At 40.6% G+C, this 16,796-nt stretch carries 13 protein-coding genes; 3 read left to right on the forward strand and 10 right to left on the reverse strand.

What is annotated here, in order from left to right:
• Nucleotides 1–36: 36 nt before the first annotated feature.
• The 6 genes from F606_RS0103235 to garD form a co-directional block, all read right to left on the reverse strand.
• Entirely contained in the window at nucleotides 37–1,383 is a 1,347-nt protein-coding gene (locus F606_RS0103235; RefSeq protein ID WP_019552433.1) for an enolase C-terminal domain-like protein, read from the reverse strand.
• Between the two features lie 36 nt (nucleotides 1,384–1,419).
• Complete coding sequence (locus F606_RS0103240; protein ID WP_019552434.1) at nucleotides 1,420–2,805, reverse strand: enolase C-terminal domain-like protein; 1,386 nt, start codon at nucleotides 2,803–2,805, stop codon at nucleotides 1,420–1,422.
• A gap of 82 nt (nucleotides 2,806–2,887) precedes the next feature.
• On the reverse strand, nucleotides 2,888–4,246 hold the full coding sequence (locus F606_RS0103245) for an MFS transporter (RefSeq protein ID WP_019552435.1): 1,359 nt from the start codon (nucleotides 4,244–4,246) through the stop codon (nucleotides 2,888–2,890).
• 179 nt (nucleotides 4,247–4,425) lie between these two features.
• On the reverse strand, nucleotides 4,426–5,310 hold the full coding sequence (garR, locus tag F606_RS0103250; protein WP_019552436.1) for a 2-hydroxy-3-oxopropionate reductase: 885 nt from the start codon (nucleotides 5,308–5,310) through the stop codon (nucleotides 4,426–4,428).
• Nucleotides 5,311–5,323: 13 nt separating this feature from the next.
• Nucleotides 5,324–6,214 carry a 4-hydroxy-tetrahydrodipicolinate synthase gene (dapA, locus tag F606_RS0103255; protein ID WP_019552437.1) on the reverse strand — a complete coding sequence of 297 codons (891 nt, stop codon included), beginning with the start codon at nucleotides 6,212–6,214 and terminating at the stop codon, nucleotides 5,324–5,326.
• Between the two features lie 61 nt (nucleotides 6,215–6,275).
• On the reverse strand, nucleotides 6,276–7,808 hold the full coding sequence (gene garD, locus F606_RS0103260) for a galactarate dehydratase (RefSeq protein WP_019552438.1): 1,533 nt from the start codon (nucleotides 7,806–7,808) through the stop codon (nucleotides 6,276–6,278).
• Nucleotides 7,809–8,089: 281 nt separating this feature from the next.
• Between garD and F606_RS0103265 the strand changes: the two genes are divergently transcribed.
• Entirely contained in the window at nucleotides 8,090–10,036 is a 1,947-nt protein-coding gene (locus F606_RS0103265; RefSeq protein WP_019552439.1) for a sigma-54-dependent Fis family transcriptional regulator, read from the forward strand.
• Nucleotides 10,037–10,223: 187 nt separating this feature from the next.
• Nucleotides 10,224–11,369, forward strand: coding sequence for a glycerate kinase family protein (locus tag F606_RS0103270; RefSeq protein ID WP_019552440.1), 1,146 nt, complete (start codon nucleotides 10,224–10,226; stop codon nucleotides 11,367–11,369).
• A gap of 138 nt (nucleotides 11,370–11,507) precedes the next feature.
• Here F606_RS0103270 and F606_RS0103275 read toward each other — a convergent pair whose 3' ends face one another.
• The 4 genes from F606_RS0103275 to F606_RS0103290 all read right to left on the reverse strand — a co-directional run bounded on the left by F606_RS0103275 (nucleotide 11,508) and on the right by F606_RS0103290 (nucleotide 16,543).
• Nucleotides 11,508–12,386, reverse strand: a complete 879-nt coding sequence (locus F606_RS0103275; protein WP_019552441.1) for a chemotaxis protein CheX — start codon at nucleotides 12,384–12,386, stop codon at nucleotides 11,508–11,510.
• A gap of 72 nt (nucleotides 12,387–12,458) precedes the next feature.
• Nucleotides 12,459–12,842, reverse strand: coding sequence for a response regulator (locus F606_RS0103280; RefSeq protein WP_019552442.1), 384 nt, complete (start codon nucleotides 12,840–12,842; stop codon nucleotides 12,459–12,461).
• Nucleotides 12,843–12,882: 40 nt separating this feature from the next.
• Complete coding sequence (locus F606_RS0103285) at nucleotides 12,883–16,095, reverse strand: ATP-binding protein (protein WP_019552443.1); 3,213 nt, start codon at nucleotides 16,093–16,095, stop codon at nucleotides 12,883–12,885.
• 163 nt (nucleotides 16,096–16,258) lie between these two features.
• Nucleotides 16,259–16,543, reverse strand: a complete 285-nt coding sequence (locus tag F606_RS0103290; RefSeq protein ID WP_019552444.1) for a hypothetical protein — start codon at nucleotides 16,541–16,543, stop codon at nucleotides 16,259–16,261.
• Between the two features lie 153 nt (nucleotides 16,544–16,696).
• On the opposite strand from F606_RS0103290, the gene F606_RS23930 reads away from it, so the two are divergent.
• Nucleotides 16,697–16,796: helix-turn-helix domain-containing protein (locus tag F606_RS23930; RefSeq protein WP_154651092.1), on the forward strand; the 100-nt coding region annotated here is incomplete at its 3' end.

Consider the following 16,796-nt stretch of genomic DNA (forward strand, 5'->3'; position numbering starts at 1 on the left):
ATTTATAAAATGTATTGAATTATTTATCTCATTGCATCACCGAACAAGGCAGGGGCACTTAGGATCATATTGCCAATTTGGAATAAGATACTGCATCGTCTTGGCATCATCACGTGCTCCAAGATTATGTTTCTGATAAAGATCATGTGCCTGTTCAATTTTATCCATATCTATTTCAATACCGAGGCCAGGTTGATCTGTCACTTTAATTTTCCCATCAATAATCTGCATAGGCTCTTTCGTCAAATGCTCCGTGTGTTCCTGCCAAATCCAATGCGTATCAAGTGCCGTAATCTCGCCGGGAGCTGCCGCCCCAGTTTGTGCAATCATAGCTAAAGAAATGTCGAAATGATTATTAGAATGTGAACCCCAGGTAAGTCCCCACTCATGACAAAGCTGCGCCACCCTCACTGCTCCCTGCATCGTCCAAAAATGCGGATCAGCAAGCGGAATATCAACAGATTGCAACATAACGGCATGGCTAAGCTGCCGCCAATCTGTAGCAATCATATTTGTTGCTGTTGCCATACCAGTACCCTTCCTAAATTCTGACATAATTTCACGTCCGGAATAACCATTTTCTGCCCCACAAGGGTCCTCAGCATACGTAAGGATGTCAATCTTGTTTTTGCACAACCGTATAGCTTCATCCAGCGACCATGCTCCATTTGGATCAAGCGTAATCCGTGAATCAGGGAACGTTTTCTTTAAAGCAGTGACCGCTTCGATTTCTCTATCTCCACTTAATACGCCGCCTTTCAGTTTGAAGTTTTTAAAACCATATCGATTCGCTGCCGCCAGTCCAAGACGGACCACCGCTTCTGGCGTCAATGCTTCTTCATGGCGGATACGAAGCCAATCATCTTTTTCGGATTCTTCACTTAAATAGGGCAAATCCGTCTTTTTGCGATCACCAATAAAGAAAAGGTATCCCAAGAATTCGACTTCATCACGCTGCTTTCCTGTCCCAAGCAGTTCAGCAACTGGCACGCCAAGATATTGCCCCAGAAGATCAAGGCATGCAGCTTCTACAGCCGTAGCTGCATGAATCATTGTACGCAAATCAAACGTTTGTACACCGCGTCCCTCAGCATCGCGATCTTTAAAGGCCTCTCTTATTTCATTGAGAATATGGTTATAGCGGGCAATGGGCCTACCGATAACAAGTTCTTTTGCATCCTCAATCGTACCGCGTATCTTTTCTCCGCCAGGAACTTCACCTGCCCCGGTATGCCCGCTGCTGTCTTTCAATATTACGATATTCCGCGTAAAAAATGCGCCATGGGCACCACTAAGATTGAGCAGCATACTATCATGTCCCGCTACGGGAATAACCTTCATCTCCGTAATAATTGGAGAACTATCTTTACTGCTGATTTTCATATATATCATATCTCCTTTGATTTTTAGAAATAAATTTTATAAATCATGCATAAATGCTGGCTTCTTTGGATCATATTTCCAGTCTGGTACAAGATATTGCATCGCCATAGCATCATTGCGTGCACCCTTGCCATATTTTTCATACAGACTATTTGCTTTCTCTACTTGTTTCATATCAATATCAATTCCCAATCCAGGCTTATCTGGAACTTTGACTGTTCCACCAACGATTTTCGGTGGTTCCTTTGTAAGATGTTCCTGGCCTTCCTGCCAAATCCAGTGTGTATCGATAGCAGTAATCAGACCAGGAGCTGCCGCTGCTACCTGCGTAAACATGGCGAGTGATATATCAAAATGGTTATTGGAATGTGATCCCCACGTCAGCCCCCATTCATGGCAAATTTGCGCCACACGAACCGCCCCCTGCATAGTCCAAAAATGTGGATCGGCCAGAGGAATATCCACAGACTGCAAAGAAATAGAATGTCCAAGCTGGCGCCAGTCCGTTGCAATCATATTCGTTGCAGTTGCCAAACCCGTTGCCCTTTTGAATTCAGCCATAATTTCCCGTCCTGAATAACCATTTTCCGGTCCACAAGGATCTTCCGCATAAGCGAGAATATCAGAGTGCCCTTTACAAAGTTTAACAGCATCATCCAATAGCCATGATCCGTTCGGATCAAGCGTGATTCTCGCCTGAGGAAACGCTTTTTTTAATGCCACAATCGCTTCTATTTCTTTTTCTCCACTCATAACGCCGCCCTTTAATTTAAAATCCTGAAAACCGTACTTCAGCGATGCCGCTTGAGCCTGCCGCACAACCATTTGTGGTGTCAAAGTCTCCTCATGACGAATTTGATACCATTCATCTTTACTGTAACCTGCAGAAAGATAATTTAAATTCGTCTTTTTTTGATCGCCTACATAGAAAAGATATCCCAGCATACGGACTTCATCACGCTGACGCCCATCACCTAAAAGATCTGCAACGGACACATTAAGATATTGTCCCAATAAATCCAGTAGTGCTGCTTCAATAGCCGTAATTACATTATCAGTTCGCAAATTAATTTCATGCGGTTGTTGCAGTACAGCAGCTTCTGCAGCCGAGGTTACCTTATGAACCGTAGTCTTTATTTTAGTAAAACCTTCGCCAAGAATAACCTGTCGAATCTTCTTAATAATATCATGATACCGCCCAATGGATTTTCCTTCAACTAGACCAATTGATTTTTCCAGTGTCAGCCTTATCCCTTCGCCGCCAGGAACTTCACCAACTCCGGTATTTCCTTGATTATCTTTGATGATAACAATATTCCGCGTAAAAATCGGTGCATGTGCACCACACAAATTCAACAGCATACTGTCATGCCCCGCTACAGGAATAACCTTCATTTCTTTTACCACAGGTGTATCACGCATACATAAATCCCCCTAACGTATTGTAAAATACCATTATTATGTACTATTATTTTAAATTTTCGTCCAAGGAACAAAGTTTCCTTTATTCCTTAACTGTTTTTAGTTCAACACGGTGGATATCACCAACTAAGAACAGATAACAAAACGCGGCCACAAAACCATGTGCTACTGTAAATACAAGTGCCCATTCAAAAGACCCGGTTACTGCTACAATATAGCCAATAACGATAGGCGTCGTAATGCTTGAAAGATTACCGCACATATTAAAAAGCCCTCCAGCAAGCCCCGAAATTTCTTTAGGAAAAGTGTCCGACCCAACAGCCCAGCCTAAAGCACCAAAAGCTTTGCCAAAAAAAGATAAGGACATAAACAAAATAACCAGCGGAATCGAATCGACATAGTTACAGCCGATCATCGCCATACTCATTATCATCCCGCCGACAATCGGAAATTTGCGTGCCAATGAAAGTGAATAGCCTTTTCGCAATAAAAAATCAGAAAATACGCCGCCAAAGATTCCCCCGCTAAAACCGCACAAAGCCGGAATAGCCGCTGCAAAACCGGCATGAAGTATATCCATTCCTCTGGCTTGGACAAGATAGACTGGAAACCAACTAATAAAGAAAAACGTCATTGCATTGATACAGTATTGTGCTAGGTATATCCCAATAAACATACGATTCATCAGTAACTGTTTAATAAGATTAAAATTGGGTCCCTTTTGTTTCGCAGTTTTATCTTTTTTCCCCATATCCATGCTGACTAAGCCGCCGCCTTCTTCGATATAATCAACTTCGGCTTTATTGGCCATAGGATGTTCTTTGGGATCATGAATAAACTTCAGCCAAAAAATTAACATAACCAAGCCTATCGCGCCCATAACAAAAAAGACATAATGCCAACCGAAATAATGCACGATCCAACCCATAAGCGGTGCAAAAATAACGGTTGCGAAATATTGTGCTGCATTAAAAATAGAGGATGCTGTACCACGTTCCTGTTTCGGAAACCATGCGGCAACAATACGGGCATTCGCCGGAAAAGACGGAGCTTCAAACGTAGCCATTAGATAGCGAAAAGAGAAAAGAACGACCGCTGCGGTAATACCCGCAAAAAATGCCGAGAATCCCTGCAGCATAACAGAAATAGACCAAAGAACCAATCCAATGGCATATACCTTTTTAGAACCATACCGATCAAGCAACCAACCACCCGGTAATTGTGCAATAACATAAGCCCAGCCAAAAGCAGAAAAAATATATCCCATCTGGATACTCGTAAGTCCCAAATCATGTTGTATTGCCGAACCCGCAATAGAAATTGTTGCCCGATCTGCATAGTTTATGGCGGTAATAGCAAAAAGAATAGAAACGATTATCCAACGAACATTTGTCTTTTTCGCCTTTAAAGGGCTTGTGGTCATAGTATTATCCGAAAACATTCTGATCACTCCAATTACTTATTTTTGCGTATTCATTTTTATCCTAAATCCAGCAGCTGGAAGTATACCGTTCCCCATGCATGAGTTGAGTAATAATTTTCTATTTATTATGATAATTCAGTTAATGTTGGAAGGTAATGCAGACAAAGCGCTTTATCTGCATTACCCTATAGATTTACTTATCGTTTGACTTCCACATGAGCCAGCTTTTCATAATATTTTACAATACTGCTATGATCGCCTTCTTCTAATCCATCCGCCCGCACGGCTTGCATAATTTCCATTACACTTGCCGTAAGTGGGAGCGACACACCTACTTCATGAGATGTTTCCAACACATTTTTAAGATCTTTTATATGAAGTTTAATTTTAAATCCAGGATCAAATTTACGATCCATGATAAGTGGTGCTTTCGCATCCAATACCGTACTTCCCGCCAAGCCGCCCCGAATTGCCTGATAGACCAGTTCCGGCTCTACGCCAATCTTACTGGCAAGAACAAGGGCTTCACTCATGCCAGCAATATTGACAGCAACTATAATTTGATTCGCGAGCTTTGCTGCATTGCCCGCCCCAATTTCTCCAGTACGAACAACCGAGCCAGCCATCGTTTTTAAAATGTCATAATACTTATCAAAAATCACTTGTTTTCCGCCAACCATAACAGAAATCGTACCATCGATGGCTTTTGGTTCGCCACCGCTGACCGGTGCGTCAAGCATATCCACACCAAATTTTTCAAGTTCTGCAAAAATATCGCGGCTTGCCAGTGGTGCAATCGAACTCATATCAATGAGGACACTGCCTCTTTTTGCACCTTCTTTAAGCCCGTTTTCCCCCAGCACAACTTCTTTTACCTGGGGTGAATTTGGCAGCATCGTAATGATAACATCGGTTAGTGCCGCAACTTCCCGCGGTGTTTCAACAACTTCGGCGCCAAGTTTTTCTAATTCTGCAGCTGCGCCAGGATTGTGATTTGATACAACCAATTGATAACCTGCTTTGATAAGATTCTTACTCATCGGTTTCCCCATAATTCCCAAACCAATAAAACCTATTTTCATGTCAAAGTCCTCCTTATTTCTCTATTGCACCAATTTGTACAAGTATTTTGCGTAGTTTTGTTTGATTTTCTTCCGTCATATGCTGAATCGGACGTATTGGATGTCCGACATTTACGCCAAGTATATTGAGCGCATCCTTTGGTACCACGGGAAAACTTCCTAAACTATAAGCATTGCGAAACAGAGAAAGTCTAAATTGCGCATCCAATGCTCCCTGCATATCACCCGCCATAAACTTGTCATAAATTTCAACAACAAGCTTAGGTACAACATTAGCAGTGCCAGCAACACAACCTGTACCACCATAAACCAGCGTAGCCAGAATCATCGTATCTCGACCAGCCATAATGCTGAAATTTTTATCTCTTGTTCGGCGAATATATTCTGAAGTAAGCGTCATATCACCGCTTGTATCTTTAGCCGCCACAATATTTTCAATATCAGCTAACCGTTCTACAAGTCCGGCGGACATATTCACTCCCGTACGCTCTGGATTATTATAAACAACATTGGGAATATTGACCGCTTTGGCAATTGTGACAAAATGATCATATAATTCTTTTTCATTTGGCGTAATAAACATTGGCGTAAGTACCGTAATAGCAGCAGCTTCATAATATTTTGACATTTCAGCCAGATGAATGCACTCCCGTGTCGTAATCGCGCTAGCTCCAACATAAACCGGAATACGCCCATTTACCTCATCCATCGTAATTTCAACAACTCTTTTTTTATCCTCAAAGCTCAAGCCATAAAATTCTCCGGTACTGCCAATAACAAAAACTCCATGGACCCCCCCTTTTATAACATAATCAATCAAGCGACGCAGCCCTTTTTCATCCAGTCTTTCATTTTCATCCAGTGGCGTAATTAATGGTGGTACAACACCTTTTATTTCCAGCATAATATTCGCTCCTCTTTTCTACAAAATTTATTGTTATCTGATTTTACATTTTCCTGCAGTATCAAGTGATTGGTGCCGGATTAAAAAGGCAAAGATCGTTGTACAGTTTCCAATGTTCCGCCCAAGATTCTTTTTTTCCACTAGCGACCTCAATAATAAGCTCGAAAATTTCTTTGCCGACTTCTTCTATTGTCGCCTCGCCCGTTGCAATACGACCAGCATTAATATCAATAATGTCTTCCCACTTCTGCTTAAGTTCATTTCGTGTTGAAACTTTTAATACAGGTGCCAGAGCCAAACCATATGTTGTTCCACGCCCCGTACTAAACACCTGCAAATGCATGCCAGATGCAAGCTGCATCGTACCACAAACAAAATCACTTGCTGGTGTTGCCGCATAAATAAGACCTTTCCCCCTGACCTTTTCGCCTGGGGCAAGCACATCCGAAATCGGCATGGATCCCGATTTGGCAATAGAGCCTAAAGCCTTTTCTACAATATTTGCCAACCCGCCTTTTTTGTTTCCTGGTGCAGGATTTGCACTTCGATCAGCACCACCGAGTTCAAGATATGTATCATACCACCGCATTTCCTCAATAAGACGCTGCCCCACTGCTTGATTTGCCGCCCGTGGCAGCAAAAGATGAATACCATCACGAACTTCCGTAACTTCCGAAAACATTACCGAAGCACCACAACGAACCAATAGATCCGCTGCATAACCGATAGCCGGATTAGCCGTAATACCAGAAAAAGAATCGCTCCCCCCGCATTGCAATCCAACAACAAGATCTGATAACGGACAGGAAACTCGACGTCGTTTCTCCAATCGTTTTAGGCATTTTTCCGCTGCCTCGACAATACTCTGTATCATGTTTTGATAACCATGTTCCTCTTGTAGTACTATTACCTCGGGATGCGTTCCTTGGGGAATAAGCTGTTCCGGCTGCAATTTCTCACAGCCCAGTCCAACAACAAGCAGCTCACCCCCTAAATTTGGATGAGTTGCCAGATTTTGCAAAGAACGAATGGGAATTTTCGCTTCTGGCGCATGAATTGCCACGCCACAGCCATAACTATGAGCTAAAACAACAACATCATCTACATGCGGATATTTGTGTAAAATGTCTTGCTTTAATTTTCCGACTGCTTTATTAAGGACGCCCACAACACACTGTACACTAGGTAAAATCCCCAAAATATTACGTATGCCTGCAGTACCATCATCGTTGTGATATCCAGAAAAAAAATACTTTTTCTCCAAGGGATCTATCTGCATCTGTGATGGATTTGGCAAAAGCAACGTATCTAACTGAGGTGGCGTTGGCAAATTCATCATAAATTCATTCACCCAATTTCCTGGTGAAAGATTTTTATTAGCATACCCGATCACCTGGTTATAACGAATAATTTCTTCATCTTTTTTAATATCTCGCAAAACCACCTTATGCCCCTGTGGAATATCATCTTTCAACTCAAGCCCGAAATCAAAAATTGTCCCTTTTGGCAGCCCGCCTTCATTCACAACAATAGCGACATTATCTTCAGCAGAAACCTTTATGCAGCGTGCTATCTGTTCTTTTTTTGTATTCATAATTGATCTCCCTTATTTTATAGATTAAAAAAATGACATGGCAAAAAATCTTAAAACTATATTATATGATACGCCATCTTGTCCTGCCTGATTCTTTATATTGCATTTTCCATGCCAACACTGAACTGGCGAATTTAAAGGTTATATTCTGTAAATTCCGTTAAAAACTGTAGTATATATACTACAGTTGAAGCATTTATATAACATTTGATGTATTTCTGCTTTTCCTTCGTAGTCTAAAAATGATAAGATATAGGGAACAAATGAAAGAAGGTCTCTGTATGGCAAAAATTGCATTTATCGCACCCGATCAAATCCTATTAAAAAACAGTAAACAAATTGCTCTGGAACTTGGCTGTTATGAATATACTGATTTTTATTTTTCTCAACTGAATGATGCTGTGAGTCTTGCTCGTTCTTTAGAAAATACCGATGTAGATGCTATCATTTCACGTTATGGCACAGCATTTCTTCTCTTAAACGCCAAAATCAGTATTCCTATCGTTGAAATCATGATCACAGGTCAAGATCTGGCACAGGCTTTTTATGAAGCAAAAAAACTGGTTCACCATCCTCATCCCCGGCTGACCTATCTTGCCTTCGAAAATATGGCAAATGACATTATTCGTTTATCCAACATTCTCGACATTGATTTGCGTGTTTTAAAACTTAAAACTTCTGAAGACATCCATAAAACAATCGATCATATCTCATTAAAAAACACCGATGTTTTAATGGGTGGCGCAAATGCTGTTAGTTATGCAGCAAGTTGTGGATTTCTCACCCAGCTTGTCCAATCAGGAGATTGTTCTTTGCGCGAAGCCTTCAAATCTGCTCAAAAAATCCTTTTGGCCCGCAGCAGCGAACGGAAACGCACCGAAGAATTCCGTACAATCGTAAATTCTCTGAGGGAAGGTATTATATGCGTTAACCAAGAAAAAAACATTCAGTTCGTCAATTCTGCCGCCGAAATATTTTTACGGCAATCACAAAAAGAACTCACAGGGAAAAGGATCGACGAATTTAAGCATCATCATCTGTTACAAGAATGCCTACCATTTATTGACGACTGCCTAAAAAGCGGACAGAAAATCATCGACAAAATTCTTAAAATCGGTCCTTTCTGGATTAACTTCAACTTTTTACCCATCATCGTCAAACAAAAAATCATAGGTGCCGCAATTACATCCCAGGATGTCACTCAAATCCAAGAAATGGAAATCAAAATTCGTAACGAAGTTCTGACAAAAAAATTCATTGCCAAATACCACTTCAACGATATCTTAGGTGAATCCCCTCAAGTTTTTGAAGCAAAACGAACCGCTGAAGAATTTGCCAGTGTTGATACAACCGTATTGATTTTTGGCGAATCAGGCACGGGTAAAGAATTATTTGCGCAAAGCATACACAACGCCAGCAACCGTGCCCACGGTCCATTTGTTGCCATCAATTGTGCAGCACTGCCAACAAATCTTTTAGAAAGCGAACTTTTCGGTTATGTTGATGGCGCCTTTACTGGAGCACGACACAAAGGAAAACAAGGACTCTTCGAAATGGCTCACCGCGGCACAATTTTCCTCGATGAAATTTCAGAAATGGCTCCGTATGGACAAAGCCGTTTGCTACGGGTATTACAGGAGCGTCAGGTTATGCGGCTTGGTGATGACAAATATATCCCGATTGACATCCGTATTATCGCCGCAACAAATAAAAAACTTACAAAATTAGTCAACGAAGGTGTTTTCCGTCAGGATCTTTTCTATAGACTCAAAGTTCTTACGGTTACGATTCCTCCCCTGCGGCAGCGCACTGGTGATATTTTATACCTCACCCAGCATTTTCTGCAGCACTACACAATCAAACATCAGCGCCCACACGAATTAGATCGTTCAGCAACCGTATTACTCGAAAATTATAATTGGCCAGGTAACATTCGCGAACTGCGCTACTTCATTGAACGCTTGGTTATTATCACCAAAGAATTCCATATCAATGATACCATCCTGGAAAAATATTGGGATGACCGTACCGATATTTGTGAAAATAGCGACTTTGTAAAATCCACTACGCCAATACCTGAACGCAGTGAAAAAGAAACAATCATGCAAGCAATTGCCGATAGTCACGCTAACATTTCAAAAGCTGCCAACCAATTATCTATGGATCGCAGTACCCTCTATCGCAAACTCAAAACATATAAAATTGAAATCAAAAAACGCTATATATAGGATCACTACAATTGATGCACAATTTAAACATTTGTAGCACTGTACTGTGGTATAGCTAAAAAATCAAAACCAGACACCCTCGGTTTATCATCCTTTTCAGTTGGCATAAATTTTGCTTCTTATTATTAACAGTTCCTATAAAACAATCATCCTATAAAAAAATTTTATAGAAAAAGGGGTAAATATCATGCATATTATTACAGCACCAGATTCATTCAAAGGAAGCCTCACTGCCGGCGAAGTTGCCACAGCTATGGCCACAGGTATTAAACGTGTATTTCCTACAGCTAAAATAGATAAAATCCCCATAGCTGACGGTGGAGAAGGTACGGTTGAAGCCCTTATTACGTCAACAAAAGGGAAATTCATCGAAACAATTGTAGAAAATCCCCTTGGCAAACCAGTTAAAGCACTCTGGGGAATACTTGGCGACGGCAGTACCGCAGTTATTGAAATGGCGACAGCCTCGGGACTTTTATTGATAGCAGAAAAAGACCGCAATGTCCGCTTAGCCAGTACATATGGAACCGGACAGCTAATCAAAGCTGCACTCGATCAAGGAGCAGACCGTATCATCATCGGTATAGGCGGCAGTGCCACAAACGATGGTGGTGCTGGCATGGCTTCAGCCTTAGGGGTCCGTTTTTTTGATGCTGCGAATCAACTTCTAGATAAAGGCGGGGCAGCACTTGCCAAGCTCGATCATATAGATATGCAGGAACTAGATAGCCGGCTTATCCATACAGAAATCCTCATTGCCAGTGATGTCAACAACCCGCTTTGCGGCGAAAAAGGTGCCTCTGCCGTTTACGGTCCGCAAAAAGGTGCCACACCAGCCATAGTCAAAGAACTAGATGCTGCACTTGCCCACTATAATGAAATTGCTAAACGAGATGTCGGTATAGATGTCAACAGCATGGCTGGCAGTGGTGCTGCCGGTGGATTGGGTGCAGGGCTTATTCTATTTACTTCAGGAAAAATGAAAAATGGCATAGAGCTTATCCTTACGGCACTTCATTTTGATAATCTCATTAAAGATGCTGATTTGATCATTACTGGTGAAGGACATACAGATTTTCAAACGGCTCATGGCAAAGCCCCCGTAGGAATTGCACAATGCGCAAACAAATACCACATTCCCGTTATTTGTCTTTCCGGTGCACTAGGAAACGGTGCCGAAGCAGTTTTGCAGCAAGGTATTTCGGCCATTGCAAGTGCAACATCTTCCCCCATGACACTAGAAAACTGTATGAAAAATGCAAAAACACTTCTTGAAAATGCCACCGAGCGCACCTGCCGCCTTCTGCAAATCGGCATGCAGCTAAAAAAATAATATGATTCAACGCCGCTAAATACAACCAGTACCGAAGGATCATCACTGCATACTCTATTTTTAGGCAAAAAAATGTTGAAGCAAGCAATTTTATTTTTGCTTACTTCAACATTTTTGTTTATTTCATACACTACCTTTTTACGCCAAGGATAATATAATTTCAAAATCACCAAAAGAAGTGGTTGTGTTTACACGATAGTTGACAGCTTTGTCTATCTCACCATCTTGCTTAATAACAACCGGCGGTTGTAAATCGGTCATAAGTCCGCGATCAGATAATGAACTGCAAAAAACACCATTATTAACATTCAAAAATTCACCCACACTATCCAACGCCAGTTCATCAACGCGCGTAAGTTTCTCACCATAAAAACGAGCTGCAATTTCTAAAAGGACAGATTCTTCCATGAGGAAGCCTGCCGATAACGTGATATCTCCAATAATCTGCTGCGAAACGAACCATTTTGGCTGCGCTGCTTTACCTGTACTATTTTGTATAAAAGTGAAAGACGGATCATCTAAGAACCGGACTGCATTACGCTTTATCAAGCCCACATAATTATATAGTAAATCCGCTTTATCAGCGGCTGAGGAAAAATCTACCAATTTCTTAATAATCTCTGTTTCAGCTTCCGTCTCTGCATCACTTGTCGTTATACCATATTCCTCACGAAAATCTCTTAATGCGGTTTCAACCGCACCCAATGTCATATAATTCTTGTCGGTTATGGCTTGCATAATACTAAGATGGCCTTCTTGCTGCGAAGCCACTAACTGATCAACCTGCACACTTGTCAGAAACCCCATCGCTACCGCCAAGTCACCAAATCTTTGATCTCTTGTCCGCTGCAAATTATGAATATCTTCAACTTGCGCCGCAGTCATCACCCCAGCGTTAACAGCAAGTAGACCTAGTTTAACCTTAACACTCCGTTCAGCATCTAATACCTCACGCAGCTGAACATTGTTAAGAATTCCTTTATTTAATAAATAATGTCCGAAATACTGATTCAACATACTATATCGCCCTCTCTTCCTTTAAGAAACATGTATACCAAGCTTGCATTCATCACCTTGCATTTCACAAAATCAATGCGATTCGGCAAAACCATTCTGCTCCAATACCATTTCCAGAACCGATAATAATTTATCTTCGTGAATTGGCTTTAAAACATAATTTTTTGCCCCATTTTGCAGAGCTTCAAAAACGATATGCTTTTGACCTAAGGCACTTACCGCTATAATATTTGCCTGTGGATCATACTCTAAAATCCCCTTTAGGGCATCAATTCCACTTAATCCTGGCATCGTAATATCCATCGTTACTAAATCCGGCAGACATTTTGGGTAATTGTCAATCGCCTGTTGACCATTTACTGCTTCTTCAACCACCGCATGTCCTGCTTTTTCAAGTATTCTGCGCAATGTGTTTCTCATCATCATAGAGTCATCAACAATCATAATCCGTGCCATGTTAATCTTCCCCTCTTAATTTCACATATTTTTATTAGCATTAAAATACTAAACTTAACGTAATTTTCCCCAAATCCGTATCAAGCAGCCAAGTTGGTGTTTCCGACTGAGGATACTTCGCTGAAGCATCTTCCGCCACAATACTAACCAAGGCTTTTGTTGTGACAACCCCAACCCACTCTGGTACTTCTTTGAGTGCATCATCAAATATTTGCTTCGCATAATACGATAAGATCGTTTCAAGTTTTTGACCCGTTGTCCCTTCACTTGCTTCTTCCAGCGGATACTCATCGGCTAAATATTTTACAACTGACTGATCCGCACTTAACACCATTCGGCAATTACCTATCCCATTTATCCCTAAGAACGTGGTCACTTGGCGCAGTTTTAATTTTCCGCCATCAGCAGATTCTATATACGTGCAATTGTTTAACTGCAGCCCAGTATTTTGCTTAAGCAAAGCTTCTGTTGCCCGCACCAGAGGATTTCCCAGCTGTCTGATGGAATAAGATTGATGTTCTTCAATTTGTGTAAATGGTAAGAAAAATTCAAATTGCGTACCTTTACCCCATACTGTATTAACTTGCACCGATCCATTCAATTTTTCCACTTCCGCTCGTACTGCCGAAAGACCAACACCACGACCGGCTAGTTCACTAACATCTTTAGACTCTGAAAACCCATCTGCAAAGATCAACATGATACTCGCTGTATCATCCATATGCTGGGCTTCTTCTGCACTACAGATGCCTTTTTCAACAGCAGCCTCGCGAATATGATCAGGATTCATTCCAGCTCCATCATCGGATATAACAATCGTCATTCCCAATGAATTTTCTTTAACAGCACAGGTTATTTTACCAATTTCATCCTTACCTTTTTCCGCTCTCTCTTCAAACGACTCCAATCCATGCGTGATGGAATTGCGAAAAACATGACCCAATGATTTTATAAAATCATTATATCGCAAAGGATCGACAAGTGTATCACTGCCTTCAATATCAAAAGACTGGATAGCCTTCTCATTTCGTTCAGCTAAAGACGTGACATATTCCGGATAGGACTGCAATAATTTTTTGATTGACTGATATCGCAGCCGATGTAAATCCGGCAAAAGTACATTGCATTCATCGTAAGGTAAGATTCTTTTTACTTTCTCCTCGATTTCCAGCAATCGCTGATTATCAACAATCAGCATATTTTCCTGCTGAAAAAATTCATCCCCCAGTTTTTCTTTTAACAAATTCAAGTCTGCCTCGAGCCAGTTAATCATAACGTATGATGTAAAATCATTAAGCTTTTCTTTCAGCTCTTTGCTATCTAATTGCATCCGTTCTTTGGAACGAATTTTCGCCAGAAGACTCTCCATATCGTGCAATTTCCCCATGATATTTGCCATATGCAATTGTCCAAATGTACCTTTAAAGGTATGTACCATCCGAAATATGGCTGCTAGTATATCATTTGCTGGCTTTTTCTCATTCAGCAAGCTGGGCATTCCTTCTTGACAAAAATCTGTATATTGACTAACGGCGGCAAAAAAATCAGCTGAATGCGTTACTACATGCACAATCATCGCCAAAATATCGTGTTCCTTCTGCACGTTATCTTCCATTGTCTTTTGTAATGTCAAATCGGTAAGAATCAGCATAATGCTGCGCTCTTTGGTATCCTGTTTATTGTCAATCAATTTATAAGCCATCCCTATATAACTACTGTCCAGGACAATTTCTTCCGGTAACAGAGAAAAATACGGGTTTTGCAAAGACTCGTTTTTCTCAGCCAAAATCTTTTTAAAGATAGCCTCTAAAAACACCTGTTGGTCACGATCATTGGGGTAAATTAACGCTGGCACTGATTCTCCCGCAATTTCCCGAGCGAAAATCGTTGTGCACTCTGCACTATATTGTCCACTAACCAATAGATCTTCACCAAAAGAGAGAAACCCCTGTCCTGCATGATCAAGAAGGTTGCGCAAAGATGCAGTTCGTTCTGCAATGTTCTGCTCTAATTTTTGGTTCCATTCTTCCAATTTCAGATGAGATTCTTGTACTTCTTCATACATTTTCTGCAAAGAATCCAATGTATTGTTAATTGAATGGGTAAGTGCTCCCATCTCATCGTGTGAATAAATCTCACCGCGAACACTTAAATCCCCATTTCCAACCTTCGCCATGACCTTTGATAACTGATACACAGCTTTACGAACTGACATATCAAAGCCCATGAAAAGATAACAAACCAACAACAAGATGCCTACAATAAAGACGATTACGAGGTTTCGATATTGCAAATATTGGTCGATCCGTAAAACAAGTTCTTGATCAATAGCAACTAATTCAGCTTTATGTAATGCCTCAATATTTTCAATCGAATGATTTCCCATCGTAGTCAATAATTGCTTAGGAACCGGCAGCCCCTGCTGTCCCACTGTTTTTTGCTCAATATTCCAAGCAAAAATCGGCACTAATTCAGTAACTGGAGTCTGTAATTTTTCCAACTCAAACTTTATTTTCGGATTATGACGAAATACCTTATTGGCTGCGCCTGTTGTCTGTTCCAAACTAGAACGCATCAACCCCGCAACTTGCAGTATTTGGTTTCGGCTAGTCGAAGAAACATTGTCCTCATACAATTGAATAGATAGTCCCTGCGCCATACTTACGGTCTCCGCCGTTTTCGGTAATTTGCGCAGTACGGAATCAACAAGATAGGATGTGTCAAAATTAGAATCCATGGCTAGATTTGACTCATAACCAACATGCTGCATCAAATCCGTTATTTCACTAATCCAGCGGCTGTCCAAATCAAATACAAGCTGTGCTCGGCCAGTATCAGACTGCAGCGTCTCTGCTTTGCGCATCAACCAATCCTGCTGTACAATCTGTAATTTCCAAGTTGTATCCATTTGACCCGCTGTCTGCTTATCGACTGCTTCCACCGCAGACAACGCTTCATCCACTTTCGCTTGCTGAGCCAGCACATCCTCCGGCGGTACTTTATTGCCATGAGAAAAATCATACTGGATATTGCGATATGCCTGGGCCTCATTAAATAAATCCGTAAGCTTGGTGACGTATTCAATGCCCCCTCGTTCCCGAATGGCAAAATCGATATTTTTATTTAATTCCGATACCAGCATATAAATTAATACAGCTGCCTGCAATACAATCAATAAGCCAATCATGCCAAATTTATAAGCATATTTCAATCGATTCATTATTTGAACTGCAGGCTCAAGCAGCTGTTTCATCAGCAAACCTCCTACACTGTTTTATTATAGTAATCAAATAAAAACCGTTTTCCTCTCCATTTTCATCGAATGATCATCATGCTTATAGTATACTTTTAAAAGTTTAACAGTTCGTTAACAATATATTAATTTTAAGTTAATTCATGGAAATAGTCGCACCTATTCACCTTCGTACCGGCGACCATAACATAGACTGAAATATAAGTTTCATTGCATCCGAAAACCCTTGGTTATAATATATATCTTCTGCTGTCACTTCTCTGTACGAAAAATTATCACATAAATGATGAAATACTTTCAAATCTTCTCCGGCTAACGTTTTATCAAGCATATCAACCATTTGATTATTCTCTGCATACAATTTACTATAAAGGTTCGATACATCTTCTAAATTTTTGCCATCATGCACATTTCGTAATGCTTCTGTTATTATTTCAAAAATATCCATAATCCACCCTCCATTTTCAACATTATATTGATCTTTATTTTATTATAATCAACAAAATGTTTAATGTCAATATTTATTTCAATTTTATGTTGATTATTATTTTATTATCAACGTTTTGTTTATATAATAAGAGATCAGAGGAGGTCTTTCTCTATGCGTTTAAAAGAATTACGACTTCGACAAAATTTAAACCAAAAAGATATTGCGAAATATATTAATAAAACTACACAAGCTTACAGCTTGTATGAACGTG

The sequence above is a fragment of the Propionispira raffinosivorans DSM 20765 genome (assembly GCF_000381065.1).
GTDB lineage: Bacteria > Bacillota > Negativicutes > Selenomonadales > Selenomonadaceae > Propionispira > Propionispira raffinosivorans.